The organism is Nostoc sp. 'Peltigera membranacea cyanobiont' 232, from assembly GCF_002245985.1.
In the GTDB taxonomy this organism is placed as follows: Bacteria; Cyanobacteriota; Cyanobacteriia; order Cyanobacteriales; family Nostocaceae; genus Nostoc.
In genome coordinates this window covers 1-22,728 of sequence record NZ_NOLK01000136.1, presented here as the reverse complement: position 1 = coordinate 22,728, position 22,728 = coordinate 1, and the positions used below count along the sequence as shown (strand labels likewise).

General features: G+C 40.6%; 20 protein-coding genes. 8 read left to right on the top strand and 12 right to left on the bottom strand.

The features are described from left to right. Positions 1-43: 43 nt before the first annotated feature. Positions 44-1,573: an anthranilate synthase component I gene (gene trpE, locus CDG79_RS30780; RefSeq protein ID WP_094345509.1), complete on the top strand. Its 1,530-nt coding sequence runs from the start codon at positions 44-46 to the stop codon at positions 1,571-1,573. 742 nt (positions 1,574-2,315) lie between these two features. On the opposite strand, the gene CDG79_RS30770 is transcribed toward trpE, so the two are convergent. Next, positions 2,316-2,555 (bottom strand): hypothetical protein, encoded by a 240-nt coding sequence (locus CDG79_RS30770; protein WP_094345507.1) that lies wholly within the window; start codon positions 2,553-2,555, stop codon positions 2,316-2,318. Positions 2,556-3,332: 777 nt separating this feature from the next. Here CDG79_RS30770 and CDG79_RS30765 point away from each other — a divergent pair. Next, the gene (locus tag CDG79_RS30765) at positions 3,333-4,295 is read left to right on the top strand and encodes an orange carotenoid protein N-terminal domain-containing protein (RefSeq protein WP_094345506.1); all 963 of its coding nucleotides are present in this window, start codon (positions 3,333-3,335) and stop codon (positions 4,293-4,295) included. Between the two features lie 308 nt (positions 4,296-4,603). On the opposite strand, the gene gndA is transcribed toward CDG79_RS30765, so the two are convergent. Continuing rightward, the gene (gene gndA, locus CDG79_RS30760; RefSeq protein WP_094345505.1) at positions 4,604-6,034 is read right to left on the bottom strand and encodes an NADP-dependent phosphogluconate dehydrogenase; all 1,431 of its coding nucleotides are present in this window, start codon (positions 6,032-6,034) and stop codon (positions 4,604-4,606) included. A 215-nt stretch (positions 6,035-6,249) separates the two neighbouring features. Here gndA and CDG79_RS30755 point away from each other — a divergent pair, with 215 nt between their 5' ends. Next, entirely contained in the window at positions 6,250-6,987 is a 738-nt protein-coding gene (locus CDG79_RS30755; RefSeq protein WP_094345504.1) for a Ycf66 family protein, read from the top strand. A gap of 135 nt (positions 6,988-7,122) precedes the next feature. Here CDG79_RS30755 and CDG79_RS30750 read toward each other — a convergent pair whose 3' ends face one another. From CDG79_RS30750 to CDG79_RS30725, 6 genes are all read right to left on the bottom strand, one after another. After that, a complete protein-coding gene (locus CDG79_RS30750; protein WP_223278431.1) occupies positions 7,123-7,503 on the bottom strand; it encodes a nuclease in 381 nt (126 codons plus the stop codon). Next, entirely contained in the window at positions 7,500-7,784 is a 285-nt protein-coding gene (locus tag CDG79_RS30745; RefSeq protein WP_094345503.1) for a hypothetical protein, read from the bottom strand. The genes CDG79_RS30750 and CDG79_RS30745 overlap by 4 nt, the downstream gene beginning before the upstream one ends. A gap of 189 nt (positions 7,785-7,973) precedes the next feature. Further along, the gene (locus tag CDG79_RS30740; RefSeq protein ID WP_094345502.1) at positions 7,974-8,192 is read right to left on the bottom strand and encodes a hypothetical protein; all 219 of its coding nucleotides are present in this window, start codon (positions 8,190-8,192) and stop codon (positions 7,974-7,976) included. Positions 8,193-8,384: 192 nt separating this feature from the next. Further along, entirely contained in the window at positions 8,385-10,670 is a 2,286-nt protein-coding gene (locus tag CDG79_RS30735) for a DEAD/DEAH box helicase family protein (RefSeq protein WP_094345501.1), read from the bottom strand. Positions 10,671-11,024: 354 nt separating this feature from the next. Then, complete coding sequence (locus CDG79_RS30730) at positions 11,025-12,248, bottom strand: glycoside hydrolase family 10 protein (RefSeq protein ID WP_094345500.1); 1,224 nt, start codon at positions 12,246-12,248, stop codon at positions 11,025-11,027. A gap of 631 nt (positions 12,249-12,879) precedes the next feature. Then, entirely contained in the window at positions 12,880-13,815 is a 936-nt protein-coding gene (locus CDG79_RS30725) for a DNA cytosine methyltransferase (RefSeq protein WP_094345499.1), read from the bottom strand. Positions 13,816-13,981: 166 nt separating this feature from the next. Between CDG79_RS30725 and bchI the strand changes: the two genes are divergently transcribed. Both bchI and CDG79_RS30715 read left to right on the top strand, forming a co-directional pair. Then, positions 13,982-15,106, top strand: coding sequence for a magnesium chelatase ATPase subunit I (gene bchI / locus CDG79_RS30720; protein ID WP_094345498.1), 1,125 nt, complete (start codon positions 13,982-13,984; stop codon positions 15,104-15,106). Positions 15,107-15,212: 106 nt separating this feature from the next. Further along, a complete protein-coding gene (locus CDG79_RS30715; protein ID WP_094330838.1) occupies positions 15,213-15,509 on the top strand; it encodes a hypothetical protein in 297 nt (98 codons plus the stop codon). A gap of 190 nt (positions 15,510-15,699) precedes the next feature. On the opposite strand, the gene CDG79_RS42935 is transcribed toward CDG79_RS30715, so the two are convergent. Continuing rightward, complete coding sequence (locus CDG79_RS42935) at positions 15,700-15,876, bottom strand: hypothetical protein (RefSeq protein WP_189525197.1); 177 nt, start codon at positions 15,874-15,876, stop codon at positions 15,700-15,702. Positions 15,877-16,034: 158 nt separating this feature from the next. Here CDG79_RS42935 and CDG79_RS45040 point away from each other — a divergent pair, with 158 nt between their 5' ends. Further along, a complete protein-coding gene (locus tag CDG79_RS45040) occupies positions 16,035-16,163 on the top strand; it encodes a hypothetical protein (RefSeq protein WP_262985855.1) in 129 nt (42 codons plus the stop codon). Between the two features lie 159 nt (positions 16,164-16,322). Here the strand turns inward: CDG79_RS45040 and CDG79_RS45640 are convergent, their stop codons facing one another. Next, positions 16,323-16,523 carry a hypothetical protein gene (locus CDG79_RS45640; RefSeq protein ID WP_189525198.1) on the bottom strand — a complete coding sequence of 67 codons (201 nt, stop codon included), beginning with the start codon at positions 16,521-16,523 and terminating at the stop codon, positions 16,323-16,325. A 312-nt stretch (positions 16,524-16,835) separates the two neighbouring features. Here CDG79_RS45640 and CDG79_RS30705 point away from each other — a divergent pair, with 312 nt between their 5' ends. Beyond that, positions 16,836-17,843: a hypothetical protein gene (locus tag CDG79_RS30705; RefSeq protein ID WP_223278430.1), complete on the top strand. Its 1,008-nt coding sequence runs from the start codon at positions 16,836-16,838 to the stop codon at positions 17,841-17,843. 43 nt (positions 17,844-17,886) lie between these two features. On the opposite strand, the gene CDG79_RS30700 is transcribed toward CDG79_RS30705, so the two are convergent. Beyond that, positions 17,887-19,092, bottom strand: a complete 1,206-nt coding sequence (locus CDG79_RS30700; RefSeq protein ID WP_094345496.1) for a cysteine desulfurase family protein — start codon at positions 19,090-19,092, stop codon at positions 17,887-17,889. 215 nt (positions 19,093-19,307) lie between these two features. On the opposite strand from CDG79_RS30700, the gene CDG79_RS30695 reads away from it, so the two are divergent. After that, positions 19,308-20,939: a DUF655 domain-containing protein gene (locus CDG79_RS30695; RefSeq protein ID WP_094345495.1), complete on the top strand. Its 1,632-nt coding sequence runs from the start codon at positions 19,308-19,310 to the stop codon at positions 20,937-20,939. 64 nt (positions 20,940-21,003) lie between these two features. On the opposite strand, the gene CDG79_RS30690 is transcribed toward CDG79_RS30695, so the two are convergent. Continuing rightward, the gene (locus CDG79_RS30690) at positions 21,004-22,089 is read right to left on the bottom strand and encodes a glycosyltransferase family 4 protein (RefSeq protein ID WP_094345494.1); all 1,086 of its coding nucleotides are present in this window, start codon (positions 22,087-22,089) and stop codon (positions 21,004-21,006) included. Positions 22,090-22,728: the final 639 nt, after the last annotated feature.

Genomic DNA, 22,728 nt, shown 5'->3' with positions numbered 1-22,728 from the left:
TCCCCGCTCCCCAATCCCCGCTCCCCAATCCCTTCGCTATTTTATGGTATTTCCCGATTTCTCTGAATTTTCCCAGCTAGCTCTACAAGGCAACTTCGTACCCGTATATCAAGAATGGGTAGCCGACTTAGATACGCCCGTATCTTCTTGGTATAAAGTCTGTGCGGGTCAGCCCTATAGCTTTTTGTTGGAATCGATAGAAGGTGGGGAAAAACTAGGACGCTATAGTTTAGTGGGTTGCGATCCGCTTTGGGTTTTGGAAGCAAGGGGCGATCGCACAACCCAATTAAACCGCGATGGTTCGCAGGTCGTTTTTGCAGGCGACCCTTTTACAACTTTAGCCGAATGTTTAGCACCTTATCACCCAGTCAAGTTACCACAGCTACCGCCGGGAATTGGCGGATTGTTTGGGTTTTGGGGTTATGAATTGATTAACTGGATTGAGCCGCGCGTGCCAATCTATCCACAAGATGAACGAAATATCCCTGATGGGTTGTGGATGCAGGTAGACCACCTATTGATTTTTGACCAGATAAAGCGCAAAATTTGGGCGATCGCTTATGCTGATTTACGCGACCCCAATGTAGATTTACACGCAGCCTATCAACAAGCGGGCGATCGCGTCACCCAAATGCTCGAAAAGCTATCTCTCCCCCTATCCCCAGAAAAAACTCGATTGGAATGGAACCCGCCAGGAAGCAGAGGGGCAGAGGAGCAGGGGAGCAGAGGGGCAGAGGAGTATAAAAGTAATTTTACCCGCCCTGATTTTTGTGCCAGTGTCCAAAAGGCCAAAGACTACATTAAAGCAGGCGATATTTTTCAAGTAGTAATTTCTCAGCGATTATCAACAGCATACACAGGCGACCCCTTTGCCCTTTACCGCTCCCTACGTCAGATAAATCCTTCGCCTTACATGGCTTACTTTAACTTCCAAGATTGGCAAATCATCGGTTCCAGTCCTGAAGTGATGGTGAAAGCCGAAACCGATCCAGATGGTGGAGTTCTAGCAACAGTACGCCCCATTGCTGGGACACGTCCACGGGGTAAAACCACCCAGGAAGATGCAGCCTTCGCTCAAGATTTACTCGAAGATCCCAAAGAAGTTGCCGAACATATAATGCTTGTAGATTTAGGACGGAATGATTTGGGGCGTGTTTGTGAAAATGGTAGCGTTAAAGTTGATGAATTGATGGTAGTTGAGCGCTACTCTCATGTGATGCACATTGTTAGCAATGTTGTGGGTAAATTAGCACTTGATAAAACAGCATGGGATTTATTGAAAGCTTGCTTTCCAGCAGGTACAGTAAGCGGCGCACCCAAGATTAGGGCAATGGAAATTATCCACGAGTTAGAGTCTAGCCGTCGGGGTGTTTATTCCGGTGTGTATGGATATTACGATTTTGAAGGACAATTAAATACTGCGATCGCAATTCGCACAATGGTAGTACATGACAAGACGGTTAGCGTGCAAGCTGGTGCAGGTTTGGTAGCTGATTCTGAGCCAGAGAAAGAATACGAAGAGACGCTGAATAAAGCTAGAGGTTTATTAGAAGCAATTCGCTGTTTGCGTTGAACTGGGGAATAGTCGTGGCGAAAGTATTGCCTACCTTTAACAGGTTATCATCCCTATATTTTTTTCAGAAGGCAGCTATGCTGAAGGGAACCCACGTTAAAAAACATGGGATTGATATACACAAGAATTATGTTGTGTATCAACGTAGCTCTTTTCAGGCAGGTCTAAGAGGATGTTTGAAAAGTCCTCTTTTCAGTATCAAAAGTTTTAGATCCCTCTAAATCTCCCGATAAATTGGGGGAATTTGATTCCAGTTCCCCTCTTTTTAAGGGGGGTTAGGGGGGATCTAAAAGTGCCTAAAATCACAACAAAATACTTTTCAAACAACCTCTAATATCGTTATTCAATGCCTTTACAGTTACTATCCCTTACAATTAATTGCCAACTGGTTTTTATTGGTTAATTGTAAAACCGGGCTTGATACAAGTACAGTAAGAGTTCGATTTGCTGTATGAGAATCTAGACCAGACTTTAAAAGTTGATTTATCAATATCCTTCTATTTTGAATTACGTATGTTTTGCTTTGAACTGCCAGATGTTTAGAAACAATTTCTGCTACTTCTAAACCCATGTATCCACAGTACCTTGACAAATTAGGAAGCTTTATAAATCCAATCAACATCGAATTTTTTCCAAAGCTAAACAGAGTTTTTTAGACGTATTAAACAGTGAAAATAAGTCCTGGTATCCAAATCCAAGACCTCCATTAAATTTACCACATACTAGAAATGAACTCACTTGCTCATCCTAATTGGCTGAAGTAAATCGCCCACAGAATTCCAGTTACTCCAATAGCGATTAAGAGGTTGGTAAAAAACCTGCCTAATTCAATTTCTTGTCCCAGTCCCTTATCGTCTTGACCGCCACTGAAAAACAATGACCACGCTTGATTTGCATTGATGGTCTCAAAGTTGTTGAAATCAGGTCTAAAAACCACTGCTCCAATCAAATCTTTTTTGGGGTAATCAAAATCAGTTTTCATTAGTTTGCCTCTAAATTGTTTTATTTGTCAACTGGAGAAAATTTGTAGTCTTCTCTAAAAGCTAGTTTGTCCCGTGAAAACTTCCAAGGCAATGAGTTAAGACAAAACCAATCATTGCCAAAACATAAAGCTTGATTTCAATTGCAAATCTGTTGAACTGACCGCGTTAGTCAATAGTGAAGTTTTTATTTGTTATCTGTAAATGAATATAACGCATTGTAAATATTCTTTGCAAGCACTTGACACCAAACAATAGTAGTGATAACCGTACCGTTCTGGTCGGGTATTTTGGATTTGTGCGAGAAGATAAGCGACGGCGCAAGAAGTTTAGTGAAGGATTGTTTGTGGAAATTTGATACATCGAAAGATATGCGAATGCTCTTGAAAGTCAATGCATACAAAGACATCAATTGCCTTGAATAGAGCTTAATTAAAACTTATAACTTTTATGAACAAAAATTATCAAAGGAAAAGTAAAGAAGTCTTGCTTATTGGTAACGAACTTGTTATATTTCTTTACATAAAGATACAAAAACCAGATAAATGCGTTAAACCACTGTTAACCAAGGTTTTCTAAATAACCATGCAGTTGGGTCTTCAATGTGCTTTGCCGAGTATCCAAACTCAACCCCCTGTAGCTTTGGTAAAGCATATCTAAAACGCCCTATACTCAGACTGTTTAGTGCCTTTATTAACATCTAAACGCATTTCCCTACGTCTTTGCACATTTGACTTCACATTTTATAGAACCGTAATTTTCTTTTGGGAATATCTGCTATGTCTTTTACCATCAAGTCGGCTCAAAGTATTTTTCCTGGCACGTTAGTTGCTGATGTTGTTCCAGCAGTTGTCGAATCATTCTCTCAACTCAATGCTGAAGATCAACTAGCATTACTCTGGTTTGCTTATACCGAGATGGGTAGAAGTATTACGGTTGCCGCTCCCGGAGCAGCTAACATGATCCTCGCACAAGGCTTACTCGAACAAATTAAGCAGATGCCTTTCGAGGCTCAAACACGAGTTATGTATGATTTAGCTAACCGTGCTGACACTCCCCTCTGTCGTTCCTATGCATCCTTCACCGTGAACATCAAGTTGGGCTTTTGGTATCAGTTAGGAGAATGGATGGCTCAGGGAATTGTCGCTCCTATTCCAGAAGGCTACAAACTTTCTGCCAAGGCTGCTGATGTATTAGAAGCAATCAGGAATGCTGATTCAGGTCAACAAATTACAATTCTCCGCAATACCGTAGTGAGCATGGGATTTGACCCGAATGCTCCCGGTAGTTACAAAAAAGTCTCAGAGCCTGTGTCTCCACCCACTGCACCAGCATTTCGGACTAAAGTCACCATTGAGGGGATCGCCAACCCCACAGTGCTTGGCTATATCAACAACATGAATGCCAACGACTTTGATGCTGCTGTTGCTCTGTTTACTTCTGAAGGTGCTTTGCAACCTCCTTTTGAAAGACCAATTATTGGTCAAGATGGAATCCGCGCTTATATGCGTGAAGAATGCCAGGGATTAAAGATGATACCAGAGCGTGGTATATCTGAGCCAGTGGAAGATAACTATACTCAAGTTAAAGTCACAGGTAAAGTTCAAACCCCTTGGTTCGGTGCGAGTGTGGGAATGAATATTGCATGGCGGTTTTTGCTCGATCCCCAAGGCAAAATCTTCTTCGTAGCGATTGACTTGCTTGCTTCTCCTAAAGAACTTCTCAACTTAGTACGTAAGTAGAAGCTAGATTAGTTTTTGCTTGAGCGTGGATAAGTGAAGGAGCGATCGCCATTTTCCACGCTCAAGCTCGCTTATACTTTTATTGATGGCGTTAAAGTTAGGAGATAAAAGGTTAACTACAGTATAAAATCTATCAAGTTTGACTCTAGTAGCTCTAGTTAACTTTTCACTATATATTATATTTATAAATTTTCTCGCCCGCCTACTGACGTTAAAAAAAGTGGCTCTGAAACTCAGAGCCACTTCTAAATCTGTATTTAGAAAACTGACTAACCTTTCACAATATTTTGATACAGATGTGCAAAAGCTTACTTCTTAGCTTCAGCAATAGGTACCCATTCAGTATGGAAACTTCCGGGCTTGTCAAGACGCAGGTAGGTATGTGCGCCGAAGTAATCGCGTTGTGCTTGAGTCAAGTTTTGAGGTAGGCGATCGCGGCGATAGCTGTCAAAATAATCCAAGGATGCGCTAAATGCGGGGACTGGAATTCCCAGTGTTGCCGCTGTTGCAATTACTTCCCGCCAAGCAGTCTGTCTATCGAGAATTGTCTGCTTAAATTCGGGAGCTAACAGCAAGTTAGGCAAAGCTGGATTTTCGCTAAAAGCCTTCTTAATCTTATTCAAAAAGCGAGCGCGAATAATACAACCACCTTTCCAAATCCGCGCCATTTCGCCCAGATCCAAATTCCAGTTATATGTTTTTGAAGCTGTGGATAGCAACGCCATCCCTTGAGCATAAGAACAGATTTTTGAGCAATAGAGAGCATCGCGGACTTTATTGATAAAGTCCTTAGTTTGCCCGTCATACTTGCCAGTGGGGCCTGTGAGGACTTTCGATGCTGCAACCCGCTCATCTTTAATCGAAGAGATAATCCGGGCATTAACTGCTGCTGTAATTGTGGGAATAGCAACTCCCAATTCCAACGCAGTTTGCACAGTCCAGCGTCCAGTTCCCTTTTGACCTGCTGCGTCAACAATCAAATCCACCAGGGGTTTTTTTGTTTCTGGGTCAATATATGGGAAGATATTCTTCGTAATCTCGATCAAAAATGAATCGAGTTCATCGGTGGTGTTCCATTCAGCAAACACATCATGTAGCTGATTATGGTCTAATCCAGCGACATTTTTCAGCAAGTCGTAGGCTTCAGCAATTAGCTGCATATCGCCATACTCAATGCCGTTGTGTACCATTTTCACATAGTGGCCAGAACCACCGGGGCCAATATAGGTTACACAAGGGCCATCATCAACTTGGGCAGCAATTTTGTTGAAAATTGGTGATAGAAACTCGTAAGAGCTTCTTGTACCTCCAGGCATCAGAGATGGGCCATTTAGTGCCCCTTCTTCACCGCCACTGACACCCATACCAAGATACCGAAGCCCTGCGGGTTCTAATTCCTGAGTGCGTCGTTCCGTATCTTCAAACCAAGAGTTGCCACCGTCGATAATGATATCGCCTTCCTCTAACAAGGGTTTGAGTTGAGCAATCACCGCATCCACTGGCTTACCAGCTTGCACCATTACTAGAATTTTGCGGGGACGTTCCAATAAGGCAACGAATTCTTCTAGAGTAAAGGCGGCTTTGACGTTCCTTCCTGTAGCACGCTGCGCCATAAACGCATCCGTTTTTTCGCGGGAGCGGTTGTAAACTGCAATTGGGAAGCCATTGCGCTCCACGTTGAGAGCGATGTTCTCACCCATAACGGCTAATCCAATCACACCAAAGCTTTGTAGTGTCATAAAAAATTTCTGGCTAACTCTTGCAGATCCTTTACCTATAAGGGTAGTCCGATATTTTCCGTTCTCCCCTAAAGAAGACCTTAAGACTTGAATAAAGGGCAAAAATCCATAACTAACACGGCTAATTAATTTTAAATTGTATCTAAATCAACAATTGACTGGCAAAATTTGCAAAATTGAAATAATCAAAAGACGCAGTAAGGAGTAACCAAATAATGCTGGCATATATCCTAGCTTTGGTAGTAGGTCTTGGTAGTTTAGCCATCTATATAGCAGCTTTCTTTTTTCCAGAAATCCACCGTAAGAATGACTTTATCTGGAGTGGTGTGGGACTATTCTATGCTTTAGTCTTATGGGTGTTTGCACCACGCATTACTGGAGGTTTATTGCTGGGTCATGTGGCTAGTGTGGCTCTTTTAGTTTGGTTTGGTTGGCAAACTCTATCATTACGTCGCCAACTGACCCCGCAGGCACAACAAACCCAAGTACCTAGTGCTGAGACGGTGAAAACTGGCATTCAGGAACAAGTGAATAAGTTTTCCCTTCAGGAAAAGCTGGGCCAGTTGCAAAAAGGTCTGGGTAGCACCTTCAGTGGCGTGAAAGACAAGGTGCAACAGACTGGGAGTAAAAAGCCACCCACAACTCCCAAACCTGAAGATATTACTTCTGTTCTGTTAGAGCAACCTGCTGTTGAGATTATCGACAAAACTATTGTCATACCAGAACAACCAGCAGAGGAGACAATTACTACCAACACCGAAGCAAAAACTGAGATTGTACCGGAAGCGATTCCACCACATCCCCCATCTCCTGAACTGGTGGAAGCAGCGCAACCAGATTTTGAAATTGAGGATAAGCAACCGATTCCCGTAGAAGAAATCGCGCCGGATGCGGTACTCGCTCCCCCGGCGGAAACGCCACCGGAACAAATACCGCCGAATCAAGGTAGTTGAATGCAGTGAAACCCAGCGTTAACCTAATATGATGTTGGGTTTCACTCAACTTACTTTAATGTTCTGCCACAAATCGGCTGCAACAAACCTAGATAAATGACCAACATTAGTTGTTGCGATGCCTACGGCGGCAAGCTACGCAACATCTGTAACACTAAGAGTTACAGCTTGGGCTACTAAAATTATGTCACCGTCAATCGTCTTATCACCAGATGTTGGTTGTCCTTGTTGACGAGCTTGTGCCCAGAATAATGCAGCTTGACGCATTGCAGTTGTTGTGATGGGTAAATATTCTAAAAGTTGACTTAACTCATCTAAACGAGCAATACCTTTAACTTTGTTTGCCCGTAATAATTCTCGCCGCACTTCATAATCAGCGATTTCAGGAATTATAACTCGACTGCCAGAGGAAACTAGTAGTTGCAGCCATTGAGTACAAGCAAGGCTTTCATCTGACAACTTGGGATTTGTGACTAAACCTAGTGGCCCTGAATCCAACAAAATAACTTGACTCACCAAGTTATACCTTTTAACTCAACAGGGAATAATTTACGATCGGATAAACGATCCTCATCTAAGGCGTGAATTAAATACTCTCCTGTTTCTTGCTGCTCATCAGCGTCACCTTCATCAATCCAAGACTGAAGCGCATTGACTAACTTCGAGTGTTTCTCTTTTGGCAGAATATATTCTTGTAAAATCTGCAAAGTATATGTTTCAACCGAAAGCCCTTGCTGTTTAGCTCGTTGTGCAAGATATTGTTCTAATTCTGGTGGCAAGTTCAAGGTTAAGGTCATAACTTTTTTTGAGTCACACCATATATTTTAAACCTGCTCCCAACCTTAACCCGATTTCGTAGGCAATACGTTGATACTAGAACCAGTATCTAGCCAAGCCTGATACACTTACCATAACGATTCTGATAAAGCAGCGTGCTTAATGCACTGAGTTCTGGATTTACCTCAATAAATGCAAATCTAACTTTATCAACCATGTGTTGCTGCTTTTTCTTCTGCTAATGCCTTCGCTAAAACAGCAGCAGCTTCAAAAGAATCATATAAGCCAAGACTTGCTACTTTATCCTGAGCATCCAATGGAACTAAACTTGATTCCTTCAACAATTCGGCTGCCAGAAAATGTATTAGTAAGAGTTTATCAGTGTGGGATAATTTTTTAACTAGCGGTATGAGTTCGGTAAGAAGCATAAGTTAAGGCTTTAATGAATTTAGATAAATTTTAGAGCATAGCTTGGGGAATGCTTGCAAGATACTGTTCTAATTCTGGTGGCAAATTTAGGGTTAAGGTCATAAGTCTCTTTTGAGTTACACCATACATTTTAAACCTGCCAAACCAGAAAGATGCACATTACCTACGCATACCGCTATATCCCTCGAAGACTATCCTCTTGTATTCTCTCTACGAGTTTTTTCTACATGGGATTTACGTGTCAGTAATTGCAGATTATCTACGATAGTTAAACCACCCTCAGACATAGGTTTAATGTGATCAATTTGAAAATCTCTCCGCATCTGGCTTTTAACTCCACTGATTGCACAAGATATAAACCCTTTTGCATCTGTGTGCTTGGCGAATACAGCATTTTTAATTTTTCTGTATTCAAGAATATCTCGCTCTTTTATTTCATATAGAGTTAATTTCTCTATTGGTACAGTATCAGGAATTACAGTTGGTATTGATATGGGCACATTACCATATATTTCTGGATTAGTAATCTTCCTAATTTCATCGTCCAATTGCTTCATGAAATATAACTGGTTGTAGCTGAATATAACTTGCCAAAAAGACTTTTCATCATTCCAAATTGAGTTGATATAGTCAGACTCTGCTCTACGACCTAACGAATTATCGTAGATATGTCTTGCTACGATACATAAATCACACTTTCTTCTCTCGCTAAAAGCTAGAAATGCTGGTGGAATTTCCTTTTGAGCATAAAAACGCAAGATATTTTTTACATCTTCATCTCTGTAACCAAGCAAAGTTTGATAGTCAGGAAAATAAATTTGCTTTGCAGTTTGCCAAAGCTTTTCAAGTTCTGCCTCGGTCAATATTTCCCTATGTTGTAAATCAATACTTTGGAATAGAAGCTTCAAATCGTTAACAAAGTTGTCGTATGCTTCTTCTGTATCGTCATACAACAATACATCATAAGGTCTAGGATTAGGCTCATATCCTTCGGATGGTTCGAGAATGGAAAAATGATAAATTCCAATAGGAATCCTTTTCAAAAAGTCTAGTTTTTCTAAACCAGTAGTATCAATTGAGTTATCCATGATACGAGCGAATTCTTCGATCATCTCAATAGATATCAGCCGAGCAGTTCTATTACTTGATGGAATTCCTTTTACAATAAATTCTGCATCTTCTTCAAAATGAAGTTTTTCTGGGTTCACCCAGTTAATTTTGTTTTCCCAATTATCAATAAAACTGACCACATAAGCTTTTTCTGTACCGCCTGCTTTTTGCCCACGCAAAGCCCGACCAATCATTTGTGTCATTAGTATTGTAGAAGTGGTTGGTCGTGTGAGAAAAACAGTTTGTAGGTTAGGTAAATCTGTTCCCTCAGTCAACATTTCTACATTTATCAATACCTCAAGCTCTCCATTTCTGAATTTTTTGATTTTTTCTGAGTTTTCCTTGGCAGAAAATATAGCACCTGTAGTTACATCTTTAACTGAAGATACAACAAAATCAGAATTAACTTTTTTAGCCTTAAACAGTGCGTTCAAAGTTATTGCGTGTTCTACATCAATTGCAAATAATAGAAGGGGATTATATTTTTCCCTATTGTTAATATAATGATCAATAATTTGATTATTACGCGTACTAGATTGAGCAATCTTCTCAGCAATGTCCTTTGGCAGCCTGTCAAAATCTTCGATATTTTTGATTTGCCTTGCATTCAATTCATTCAATTTTTGCTTAATTTCTATGTTGGTTTTTAGGTTTTCAAAAATCGGTTCAGCAAGGATTCCCTTGGCGATTAAATTTCTCAGGTGTTCTGAAAAGATAATATCATTTGGAAAAACTAACTTTAGCAAACTCTTCTCACTCTCATCTGTTCTGAATGGGGTAGCTGTTAACCCCAGCATTTTAAAGCCTTTATCAGGGCTTCGTTCTTTTAGATTATCCTTGACAGCATTAATTAATTTACGATAGGTCTTAGCTGTTGCATGATGCGCTTCATCTACAACCAAAAGAACTTCCTGTAAGTGGCCTACCCAGTTTTTCAACAAGTGATCAAGCCCACTGTTTAGACTATCTTTACTGGCAATGATTATGTCATCAGTCTTTTCAATGTTTACAGGTCGATCATGTTTAGGATGACCTGAGATAATGCGGTATCTAAATCCTGATACATTACTCAATAATGATGAATAGGCACTAAGTTGAAGTGTCTCAAGTGCTTGGTCAAGTAATTCATGGCGATGAGCAATCCATAGAACCTTTTTCTTGTTGTTAATAAAATTACGTAGTAGCCAATGAACTGCTGTCAAAGTTTTTCCGCCACCTGTGGGTAGAACTAGCAAGCCTTCAAAGGCATTTTCATTAGTTTTATTCAGCGCTATGATTGCTTCGTTTTGGTGGGAGTATAGCTCTTTGGGAGTCTCACCCCTTTTAACTTCGATTAGACCTGCGTATGTAACTTGAACAGTTGTCATAATATCTAAAATCCTAGAAAGACAGTGCTTTAGGGGAAAGGCTGGAACTATGGCTAAATCAACGGATTGCAGAAATCCATTACCCTAATTGTCAGTATTCCCAAACCTATGTGCTGTCTAACTAGTTACCAGGATATTTATATAGAATTAAATGTATAAATAAATGCTTTATTATAGGCGATCGCACCTTTGAAAGTACAATTAGGGCTATTTTGGGCTGTGTCTAACAAGATTCCCAGCTTCTTTGCAGAAGCTAGGAATCTAAGCCTTTCAGAACAACAGGCTACATCGCACTACCATTAAACGAAAAAACCTTAACTTCTAGCCCATTAGCATAATCGTTCAACAGAAAAGTTATTCAACTCTGGCGCGGAGTGCAGGAGATGGAAAAAGACTTCCAAATCCAACTTGTCGCTCATTTAAGGATTCTAGAGAATCGTTCCAAAGACTTTCATAATAAAAGAAAGTTACGCCTAGACCGCGTTCTTGAGCAGCCCGCACCTGAGACTTAATTTGCTGCATAGGAACTGGATTATTTCGTAACCCAGCCATAATACCAATTCCAGTTGGAATTATTTTTTGTGCCTCTTGGATTTCTGGGCGAGAAATATTAGCCACAAAACTTTGCATATCGGGACGATAAACTTGCACAATTAACTCGTCCACAATATTTTGCCGCATCCAAGTCAGCCAATCTTGCAGGTGAAACTTGTAAGCAAAATCATGATAATTAGGAGAAACAGAGAAAATTGCTTGTGGTTTTCTTTGCTTCACAGCTTGGTTAAGTTGTACCATGAATGCCGTAATTTTATCTGCCCGCCACTTTACCCATACCGCATCTTGGGCATCCCTTGGAGGAGCATTCTTAGTTTCTTTAGTGTACAAAGCAACTGTATATTTATCGTAGCCAAATTCGTAAGGCAAACTCGTATGATCGTCAAACTGAATGCCATCAGCATCATATTGGCTAACAGTTTCCAGCACTAGATTGGTGATGAACTGTTGTACTTGGGGAAGGAAGGGATTGAGCCACATCACCTCACCAGCCGCACTATTTGAAGTTTGGCTACCATCCCGCTTTTGTGTGAACCAATCAGGATAATTCAGTGCTAGTTCCGACGTTGGGGGAGCCATGAAACCAAATTCAAACCAGGGAATTACTAGCAGTCCTTTGCGATGGGCTTGGTTAATTAGGTCTGCAAGAATATCATGTCCATCTGAACCTTTGTAGATAAAAGGTTGAATACCCGCACGTTGTGCGATCGCACTGGGATACATTACATAACCAGAATTCCACACCACAGGATAAATTGTATTGAAGTTCAGCCGTCGTAATTGACTCACCGCATCCTGCACTTTCTCCCGATCCTTGAGAGTGTCAAAATCATTGGTGGTCATCCAAACCCCGCGAATTTCCTGACGGGGTAGCTGTGCGATCGCGCCAAAACCCCAACCTTCTGCGATCGCAGGAGCGAAACTGTCTAGCAGCAATACCGTAATAAAGGATATTAAAATGAGAATCGGAAAAAGAGACTTGAATAGTCGCCGCCAACTTTGAGCAATAAAAGGTGATTTCATAAATTTGAATGATGCATTAGCTACTCACACACGCCATTGTTCGCTTTTACGATTTAATCTACTAAGCATATAGTCTACAAGTATTTATGCTTAGTACAAAACTGATGAGTTGGTAGTTGTTCGTTCCCTGCTTATGGAACTTTTGCACCAAAAAACTAAAGCAGACGTACAAAGTTATAAGATGCTTGACGCAGCAAGTAATCATTTGTGCCCAATAGATATTGGTATGGAGAATAGGGCATTGGTCATTGGTTATATTCCATCTCTCTTTGGGACTTCCAAAAAATAAAATCACAAATGTATAGAAACGATAATCACTGATGCCTAATTTTCCACTAATAACTTGATGTAAACCTTGAAAAGTATAAGTTTAACTAATGATTAAACTAAAAATAACTTGAGAAGTTTAATCTCCCATTTTATTGTTCATTTTAAATTAATTATGAAAGACAATTTTCTGCTGTAAATCTTATATAGGAATCCGGTTTTATTTGGAGAAAATATCCGTAGGATGTGAGCGCGGAGAGTACGGCATCAAACCCTTGATAATAGTGCGTTACGAACTCCGTTCTAACACACTCTACAATACCTAATTTAGTTCAAAAATCAAATAGTAATCCTATAGAATTATTTAAACTGTCTTTATATATTCAAGGATACTTTTAGCAACATACTCTGCAAGCTTTACTGGTACAGCGTTTCCTATCATTTGTTCCAGGTCTGTTTTTGTACCTTCAAAAATAAACGTTTCAGGGAAAGTCTGCAAGTAGCTTCTTTCAATTGTAGTCAATGGGCGCAAGTTTTCTATAACGCTTACTGGATCTTTAGAATGTTTCTTATAGGTTTTAGGAATAGGACGATTAACTCCTCTTACTGTTGGGCTAGGTTCATCAATACTAAAAATTCCTCTTCTTTGGTAACTTCTTGGATGTCTGTAGTAATATTGAATTTCTAATTTATTTCCCAGATAATCCCTAATGGTCATTGGTTTATCTGCTAACCTTTTTTTCAGATAAGGTTCAAGACTTGCATCTTTTCCCTGTAACTCTCCAAAACAAAAAAATCTTTTTCGCTTTTGAGGGACACCGCACAGACTAGCATCCAAAATTATTTCACTTAAACCATATCCAGCGCCTTTCAATATTTGTTTAACCTCTTTATATTTATTGCTTTTACGAAATAGGTCTACGTTCTCTATCAAAAACCACTGAGGAAGAACACTTGTAACTATCTCAGAAAATACAATACTTAAATCTCCTCTTCCTAAATTTTCATTGCGTTTCCCGGCACTAGAAAAGTCTTGGCAAGGTGGGCCACCAATAATAATTTCAGGACATATTTCTCTAAAAATTTGATAGTTACTCCTTAAATTACTCAGATCGTAATCAAAAATTTCATGGCTAAAGTTTTTTTGATAAACATCTATAGCTGGTTTCCAATTATCAAATGCTGCTAAGATATTAAAACCAGCATTTTGAAATCCTAAAGATAACCCTCCACAACCTGCGAAAAGGTCTAAAACTTTAAATGAAGAGTTTTTTATCTCATTCCTAGATTTTTCTTTCATGTTTTTATATATTTTTTAATTATTCAATTCATCAATAATTATTATTTTAGTGTATGTACTTAAGACAATGTATTTAATAATGCCTTGAAAATTACTAACCTATTCCACACCCCAACTGTGTCACAATAGAAAACTGTAATAAGAAAAATATTGTTAAGGTAATTTAGTGAGTCCAACTGCTCAATCCACGGCAAGTACGCGTCGCATAGTATTTCCTTTTACGGCAATTGTGGGCCAGGAAGAAATGAAACTGGCGCTCCTATTGAACGTGATTGACCCCAAAATTGGTGGTGTAATGATCATGGGCGATCGCGGTACCGGTAAATCCACAACTATCCGGGCCCTGGCGGATCTGCTGCCAGAAATTTCTGTGGTTGCCAATGACCCTTTCAGTAGCGATCCTAGCGACCCCGACTTGATGAGCGATGAAGTCCGCCAACTCTTAGAACAAGGAGCGGAAATTCCTGTAGCTCACAAAAAAGTCCAAATGGTAGACCTGCCGTTAGGAGCCACAGAAGACCGAGTTTGTGGCACAATCGACATCGAGAAAGCTTTATCTGAAGGTGTCAAAGCTTTTGAACCAGGACTCCTGGCAAAGGCTAACCGGGGCATTCTCTATGTGGATGAAGTCAACTTACTAGATGACCACCTTGTAGATGTACTACTCGACTCCGCCGCCAGTGGATGGAATACTGTAGAACGGGAGGGTATTTCTATCCGTCACCCGGCGCGTTTTGTTCTTGTAGGTTCTGGAAACCCTGAAGAAGGCGAACTACGCCCCCAACTGCTCGATCGCTTTGGGATGCACGCAGAAATTCACACAGTCAAAGAACCAGCCTTGCGGGTGCAAATCGTGGAACAACGGGCGGATTTTGACCAAAATCCTCCAGTGTTTCTTGAAAACTACAAACCCCAGCAAGAAGCATTGCAAGAACAAATTGTCAATGCTCAAAAGCTTTTACCAGAAGTGAAACTTGACTACGAGCTACGGGTAAAAATTTCTGAAGTCTGTTCTGAATTGGATGTAGATGGTTTGCGGGGTGACATTGTTAGTAACCGTGCCGCTAAAGCCTTAACAGCTTATGAAGGACGCACTGAAGTTACAGTTGATGATATCTGCCGCGTGATTACCCTATGTTTGCGTCACAGGCTACGGAAAGACCCCTTAGAATCGATTGATTCTGGCTACAAAGTCGCCAAAGTTTTTAGCCGCGTCTTTGGTGTAGAACTACCAGAAAGTGATACTGCACAAAAAAACGGCACAGGTCAAAAGTTAGGGGCTAGAAGCTAATTAATTTTGGATTTTCGATTTTCGATTTTTCCTTCAATCCAAAATCGAAAATTCAAAATCTAAAATTGGCAGAGTCTAACTCAACATTTAGCACTTAAAACTAACTATGAGATTTTGGTCTTTTTGGTTCAACAGCTTTGTTTTATCCAGCCAATATAACCCACCCAGGTTTGTAGAATTATTGATGCTCTTATTAGCGATCGCTATGCTGGCAATAGCCAGTATTTTACCGGATAGACCCTATTTAATTTTAGGCTTGAGCCTAGTAGTAGGGGCATCTATTTCTATCTTAGTGCGGGAAGCGATCGCGCCTTCACACCAGACGCGAATTACCCAACTAACAGCATCACTATTACTCATCATCAGCCTCTATGGTTTTGCTGACTTAATGTACAGTCTTTAACGCCTAACTAAAGATAAATCCGGTGTCAGCCTCTGTAACACTTCAACACCATCACCGTCCAATATACATCCGCTTGCGTTGGATCGTGCCTCAATCTGATGTGAATTCCGCCCAAGGCAGCTTTATTCGGAATAGCCCGATGGTAAAAGCCTCGTTTAAGGCTTTCAGCAACAATCGAATAGAGCGCCGATCAGATAAAACCTAGATATTTTGATACACGATACGCAAGCAAAATCCCTGCAATCCCACCAATAACGCTAAAGAAAATCGAGGTGAACGATAGCAAACTTCCACCCCACAAGACTGGGATGTAGCTGCCAATCGTAGAACCCATAAACATTCCAATCCCAATGATGGTTTTACTCATTCAACAAAAGCCTTAATCAAAAGTAATGAAAATAAGTCATGCTTGAACTCCTTTATGACTCAAAATATTACCTTTTGGGAAAAACTCGTTTAATAATACGGTGATGCGGGAGATCCCCACATCATAAATGCTAGGGGTTGGAATTTTTCCAGTACTATTTGCGGTTTTTGCTTGATGAGGTAAATGTAGATATTAGTATAAAGCAGGTATTGTGTTTAGAAGTTCTCTCTAGTGTCGAGGAGTGGCTGATTTCTGGTAGTCATGAAGTCATAGGAGAAGTTGTCTAGACTATCGATAAGGGATTGCCAGGGGTTATCTTTGGCAATGAGGACAAATTATAATTAGGTATTAATTTATGCACATTACTGCGTTGTATGTTTATCGCTCTTTTATGACTCTCGTCGGATAAAAATCATCCACCCTTATTTTTAAGGACTTTGATGAATTTAGGCGTAGGTTGGGTTGAACGAAGTGAAACCCAACAAAACCAGAGATTGTTGGTGTTGGGTTTCGTTCCTCAACCCTGATACACTTTGGGAAGCAAATATAAACATCTTTACCTGAGCGCGTGCAACAGCAATCCTTTCTATTAAGTTGTTGCTAATCCTGCCATCTTTGGTCAAAACAACCCAGCCTCTTTTGCCAATCTNCTATCGCTCTTTTATGACTCTCGTCGGATAAAAATCATCCACCCTTATTTTTAAGGACTTTGATGAATTTAGGCGTAGGTTGGGTTGAGGAACGAAACCCAACACCAACAATCTCTGGTTTTGTTGGGTTTCACTTCGTTCAACCCAACCTACGAATATTTTATTTTTTCGGAGTAATAAAAGAGCGTTATTGAGCGTAAAATTAATCAGTCTACTAAAACAGTTGAACTCTGGAAATGCGAATGGGAGCGTCCTGAAGGTGCTCCAGCTAAGAAAGTTTTTATTAGCAGGATTGGTGAAGAACAATGTTTGACACCAGAAGACAAAAACACCTCTAATCAAGCTAACGCGATTTGTTGGGCATCCGGTCGCACTCTTGGAAATATTGCTGTTTTTTCTGAGTCTATCCTTGGGAGTTTCCCTGCACAGGCTGGAGATGATGCCCTCTTGCCTTGTGATTTTGTTCATGCTGGAAAATTCCGGCATGGTGCTGACCGATGGTGGTGTCGAATTCACCAAACGCACTGGGGAACTAAAGCCGATCACGAATCATACGAACGTTTAGGAGTGATGCATTGCGCCAACCACTCCCAGCCTATGAATTACACTTTAGCTCCACTGGAAATTAATGTGAATGATTCTGCGGAGGTTGGGATATGGTGTTCGCTTCCAGCAGCCTTGTCTACTCAGCCGATAGAGTCTCATGGGTCAAAAATTCATGTTCATTTACGTCCTAAGATTAAAGGAACGAAAACGGTAGATCAAGATTTTGATGCCATTTCATTACTTTATCATCAGGATCTAGGGCTGTTTGCTAATCCTGAAATTACTCGCGTAAATATCACACCGCCTGCCGCTTTTGAGTTCATGTGTGCTACAGAAGAAAATCGAGAGATGACTTGTATTAACTGCTCCAAGTGCGGATACCCACATTTGGATTTAGGTGATTTTGCACGGAAGCCACATCGAAAACATTTTTGTGGCAATTGCGGATGTGATAGTACTTGGAGTTCTAGTCATATTGTCTCAACGCCTCTTAAACCTTTGTACGATCAATTGATAAAAAACACACAGTTTGAGGAGCCTAGCAGAACACTAAACCTGGATGAATACTCAGGCTATGATTACACCATCTGGGCATCTACCTCAGCAATTGTTTGGACAGCCCTTCGTCCTCAAGAAAAAGGGATTCATATTCATGTTGACGATGGGCATAAACGTATTGTGGACGATACATTCAGCGTTGTAATCTTAAACGGCAAGCCACTTGACAGAAAGGAGCTACTTCAAGCGATGATTGAGCGCACGATTATATAAGGCAACACTATCGAGGTACTCTACTGTCTTTTTGGCAATTGTTTCAAAGGAGTGAAGGCTGCGGGGTGAGTGTTGCGCTATGAGTTTTAACTAAAGATAAATCCGGTGTCAGCCTTTGCAAAACTTGCTTCAACACCATCACTGTCCAATCTATATCAGCTTCAGTGGTATCACGCCCCAATGTGATGCGAATTCCCCCCAACGCAGCTTTTTCGGAATAGCCCATCGCTAACAATATCGGGCTAGGGCTAAGTTTACCACTGTGACAGGCAGCACCAGCACTGATGCCAATGCCAGCAAGGTTTAGCTGTCGTACTAAGGTTTTACCGCTAAGTTTTTTCCCATCGGCGTTTTCCAAGCACATACTGATATGGTGAGGTAAGCGGTGATACGGATCTCCTGTAGCGATTAACCCCGGAATCTCAACTAATTGGGCAAAGGCCCGATCGCGTAACTCAATTAACCGTGGTGTTTCTGTAGCTAATTCTTGCGCTGCTAACTCTGCTGCTACACCAAATCCGGCAATTATCGGTACTGCTTGCGTACCAGAACGCAGTCCCATTTCTTGTCCACCACCACCCAGTAAGGGCATCAATTCCACACCAGGACGCAGATATAGCGCCCCTACACCTTGAGGGCCATATATTTTATGACTCGAAAGGCTAACTAAGTCTACGGGGAGTTGTTGCACATCTATGGGTAAACGTCCCGCAGCTTGCACCGCATCTGTGTGGAACAAAGCCCCATGCGATCGCACAATTTTACCTAGTTCTGCGATCGGTTGCACAGTTCCAACTTCACTTTGACCGTAAATTATAGAAACCAAAACTGTGTGATGTCGCAACGCCGCCTTTAAATCTAGAGGATTTACTCTACCTTTAACATCTACAGATAAGCGTGTAACTTCCCAACCCCACATTTCTAGCAACCTTACTGTTTCAGAAATTGCAGAATGTTCGACGCTGGAAATAATTAGATGTTGAGGAACAGCATACAACCGAGCCACACCCATAATCGCCAAATTATCTGCTTCAGTGCCACCAGAGGTAAAAATAATAGATTCAGGACTGGCGGCGTTAATTAAACCAGCAACTTGAACTCTGGCTTGTTCCACAACCGTTGCAGCCCGTTGTCCCCACTCATGTAAGCTGGAAGGATTGCCCCACTGTTGAGTGAGGACTGTTTGCATAACTGCGATCGCTTCTTTTCGAGTCGGAGTAGTGGCGCTGTAATCTAGATAAATTTGCATATAGCCGATATGGTGAAAACATACGTTGGTAATAGGCTGGCGATCTTTTCAGAAGATGCAGTTTACGTGGATAAATTCTGAAAAAATCTCTGTAATTCTGCCTCTAGAGTGGATTTTTCCCTTTGCTTGGAAAGTTATTTTTCTACTTAATTCAGAACATAAAATTTTGGGAATGATAAATCTATCCACTCCCAATCCACTTTTAACAGATTACAGTGCAACTTATCTCTAGACAAAGATATTTTTTATATATCTTTTTACTGATATTCTCCCTCGCTGGTTGTCAACGAGTCCAGTCTTATAATCAGCGTCCAGCACCTTTACCACAAGATCCGTTAGTTCAAGTTTACTTTAACCATTCTGAGTCTTCAGAATACAAGGAACCTTACCGTCAGCAAACTCGCCTTGGGGATGATTTAGAAAAACAAATTGTCAATGCTATTACGGAGGCTAAATTTACAGTAGATGTGGCTGTGCAAGAATTACGTTTACCCAAAGTTGCCCAAGCACTGGTTGATAGACAAAAAGCTGGGGTAAAAGTCAGGATAATTTTAGAAAATACCTACAGCCGACCCTGGAGTAATTTAACATCTGCTGAGGTAAGTAAGTTAGATAAAAGGGAACAGGAACGCTATAAGGAATTTCGCCAATTTATCGATATCAACCAAGACAATCAACTCAGTCCAGCAGAAATTAATCAAAGAGATGCTTTGATAATTTTGCAGAATGCTAAAATTCCCTGGATAGACGATCGAGCAGATGGTTCAGCAGGTAGCAGCTTAATGCATCACAAATTTGTGATTGTGGATAATCGCATTGTAATTATCACTTCGGCCAATTTTACTTTAAGTGATACTTATGGTGATTTTACAAATCCCAATACTTTAGGCAATGCTAATAACTTATTGCAGATTGACAGCCCAGAATTAGCATCTTTATTTACAGAAGAGTTTAACATCTTATGGGGAGATGGGCCAGGAGGTAAACCTGATAGTAGATTTGGTTTGGAAAAACCGATGCGTTCGCCTAAACAAATCACTTTAGGTAACACCCAAATTACTGTGCAATTTTCGCCTACTTCTCCAACTCAATCTTGGAGTAACAGTAGTAATGGTTTAATTGGTAAAACTTTAGATTCAGCAACCAAATCTGTTGATATGGCGTTATTTGTCCTTTCCGATCAGCGTCTTGCCAATATTTTAGAAAAACGCCATCAACAAAGTGTGCAAATTCGCGCTTTAATTGAACCACAATTTGCCTATCGTTCCTATAGTGAAGCCTTAGATATGATGGGAGTTGCTCTCAGTAATAAATGTAAATATGAAGTTGATAATCATCCTTGGCAAAATCCAATTACCACCGTAGGCGTACCTCTGTTACCCAAGGGTGATTTATTACATCACAAATTTGGTGTGATTGATAGCCAAACAGTAATTACAGGTTCTCATAATTGGTCAGATGCTGCGAATAATGGTAACGATGAGACACTTGTAGTAATTGAAAATCCTATAGTTGCTGCCCATTACGTGCGAGAATTTGCTCGTCTTTATGCCAAAGTAAAACCCGGCTTACCACCAGGAATTCAAGAAAAAATTAAATCAGAACAAACACGCTGTCCTCAGATAAAAAGTTCTTCATCAAGTGAACTACAAGCAATTAAACAAATAAATATTAACACTGCAAGTTTGGCAGAATTAGAAACTCTCCCTGGCGTGGGTAAGAAGTTAGCACAACGGATAATTCTTAGCCGTCAACAGCAAAAATTTACATCTTTACAAGACTTAGAAAGAGTTCCAGGGGTTAAGGCGAAGACGTTGGAAAAATGGCGCGATCGCTTAACCTGGTAACAGTCTTTATTTACTAACAAGATCCCCGACTTTTCAGAGAAGTAGGGGATCTGAGGCACAGAAATTAAATGCGATCGCTAGCTAGACCAATCAAACTGCGTGAATGCCCATTCTGAGAAAATCGTTCTGCTATTATTTTTTGATAAACTGCCTCATAGCCATCAGTCATTTGCTTAACACTGAAACTGTTTTCGACATATTGGCGGCAAGCATAGCGGTCTAAATCTATTACCCGATCGATCGCACTAATGCACTCTTGAGTATTATTGCAGAGGAAACCCGTCTTACCGTGGGAAATTATCTCCTCAGTAGATCCCAAGTTCATCGCAATCACTGGCGTACCCGAAGCCATTGACTCAACCATCACTAATCCAAAGGGTTCTCGCCAAGTAATAGGGAACAGGGTTGCTACTGCACCTCCCATTAGAGCATTTTTTTGAACATGGTTGGCTTCACCCAAATACTGAATTTGCTCGCCGTCAATGTGCGGTTTGATTTCCTTCTCAAAGTATTCCACATCAACGACATCTACCTTACCTGCCATTTTCAAACGCCAACCAGCAAGTTTTGCAATTTCTATTGCTAAATGCGCTCCCTTTTCAGGAGACATCCGACCCAAAAACGCTAAATAGGGCGGATTTTCTGGTTGGGCGTGAAAATTATAACTGCTGACATCAATTCCGTTATAGACCGTTGCTAGATAGTTCAACCCTAACCTTGGTTCTCGTTGTGAATCAGAAATACTGACGTAGGGTTGTTTTTTCCCAAAACTAAACATCTTTTCGTTGTCAGGGGTAAAAATACCGTGCAACGTGTGAACCGTAGGGGTTTTGACGAGATTTGCGTAAGCCAGTGCTCCATGCCCGATATGAGAGTGAATAATATCAAACTCTTCTGCGCGTTCATACACCGAAGCTAGATTCAGCATTTCGTAAATGCCGTAATCTTTGATAGTGCGATCGAGTCTGAGGGCATGGGGATGAACTGACACTAGTTTTGCCAGACTGATAGAATCTCCCGATGCAAATAAAGTTACTTCATGTCCGCGTCGGACTAACTCATCAGTCAGTAACCCTACTACCAACTCTATGCCACCATAAGCTGGAGGTGGAACTCTTTCCCATAATGGAGCTAATTGAGCAATTCTCATCATAAACCTCCTAAAAAATAAAACTAGAATTAGAAGTTTTTTATTTCTGTTGTTGTAGTGCTATGTAATTGATTTACTGTGGCATCAGAAAGTAACTTCAAATACTAAACTTATTAAGAATTCTGCTCAAATCTTATTCTGTTTTTTCTATGTTCCTTGTCTATCCTAGTACGGAAATTACCCACTCCTAAAGAGGTAAATGCATTCTAATTTATGAAAACTTCATGCTTTAGTACTATTTTAAATAGAATATTTTTGACAAGATATTATTTTCACAAAACGCCTAAATACTATCTATATGGTGATATTAGGCTAAAAAGCTCTGTTAAAACCTGTAATTTATCGAATTTTAAAATATTAATTAAAGGATGCAGTCTGTAGAATAATTCTGACGGCTTTCCGTACTATATAAAAATAACTCGTTGCCCCGAAAAGATTAACTTCTGTTAAGGAGGTAGTTTGAAATCAAAAACGGCAAAGTTTTATTAGAAGGGGAGCATCCCACTTTTTTGCATGTCATTGCGAAGCGTTACGAAGCAATCGCAAAATCTCCAACTAAGTGCGAGTCCATGCGATTGCTTGTCTGCGACACGCTCTTGCGAACGTCGTTCCTCCTCTCTACGAGACGCACTTGCGTTC

Coding starts and splice junctions, on each gene's coding strand:
- trpE (WP_094345509.1), top strand. CDS start 44: ATGGTATTTCCCGATTTCTCTGAATTTTCCCAGCTAGCTCTACAAGGC.
- CDG79_RS30770 (WP_094345507.1), bottom strand. CDS start 2,555: ATGAAAACTGATTTTGATTACCCCAAAAAAGATTTGATTGGAGCAGTG.
- CDG79_RS30765 (WP_094345506.1), top strand. CDS start 3,333: ATGTCTTTTACCATCAAGTCGGCTCAAAGTATTTTTCCTGGCACGTTA.
- gndA (WP_094345505.1), bottom strand. CDS start 6,034: ATGACACTACAAAGCTTTGGTGTGATTGGATTAGCCGTTATGGGTGAG.
- CDG79_RS30755 (WP_094345504.1), top strand. CDS start 6,250: ATGCTGGCATATATCCTAGCTTTGGTAGTAGGTCTTGGTAGTTTAGCC.
- CDG79_RS30745 (WP_094345503.1), bottom strand. CDS start 7,784: ATGACCTTAACCTTGAACTTGCCACCAGAATTAGAACAATATCTTGCA.
- CDG79_RS30740 (WP_094345502.1), bottom strand. CDS start 8,192: ATGCTTCTTACCGAACTCATACCGCTAGTTAAAAAATTATCCCACACT.
- CDG79_RS30735 (WP_094345501.1), bottom strand. CDS start 10,670: ATGACAACTGTTCAAGTTACATACGCAGGTCTAATCGAAGTTAAAAGG.
- CDG79_RS30730 (WP_094345500.1), bottom strand. CDS start 12,248: ATGAAATCACCTTTTATTGCTCAAAGTTGGCGGCGACTATTCAAGTCT.
- CDG79_RS30725 (WP_094345499.1), bottom strand. CDS start 13,815: ATGAAAGAAAAATCTAGGAATGAGATAAAAAACTCTTCATTTAAAGTT.
- CDG79_RS30715 (WP_094330838.1), top strand. CDS start 15,213: ATGAGATTTTGGTCTTTTTGGTTCAACAGCTTTGTTTTATCCAGCCAA.
- CDG79_RS42935 (WP_189525197.1), bottom strand. CDS start 15,876: ATGAGTAAAACCATCATTGGGATTGGAATGTTTATGGGTTCTACGATT.
- CDG79_RS30700 (WP_094345496.1), bottom strand. CDS start 19,092: ATGCAAATTTATCTAGATTACAGCGCCACTACTCCGACTCGAAAAGAA.
- CDG79_RS30690 (WP_094345494.1), bottom strand. CDS start 22,089: ATGAGAATTGCTCAATTAGCTCCATTATGGGAAAGAGTTCCACCTCCA.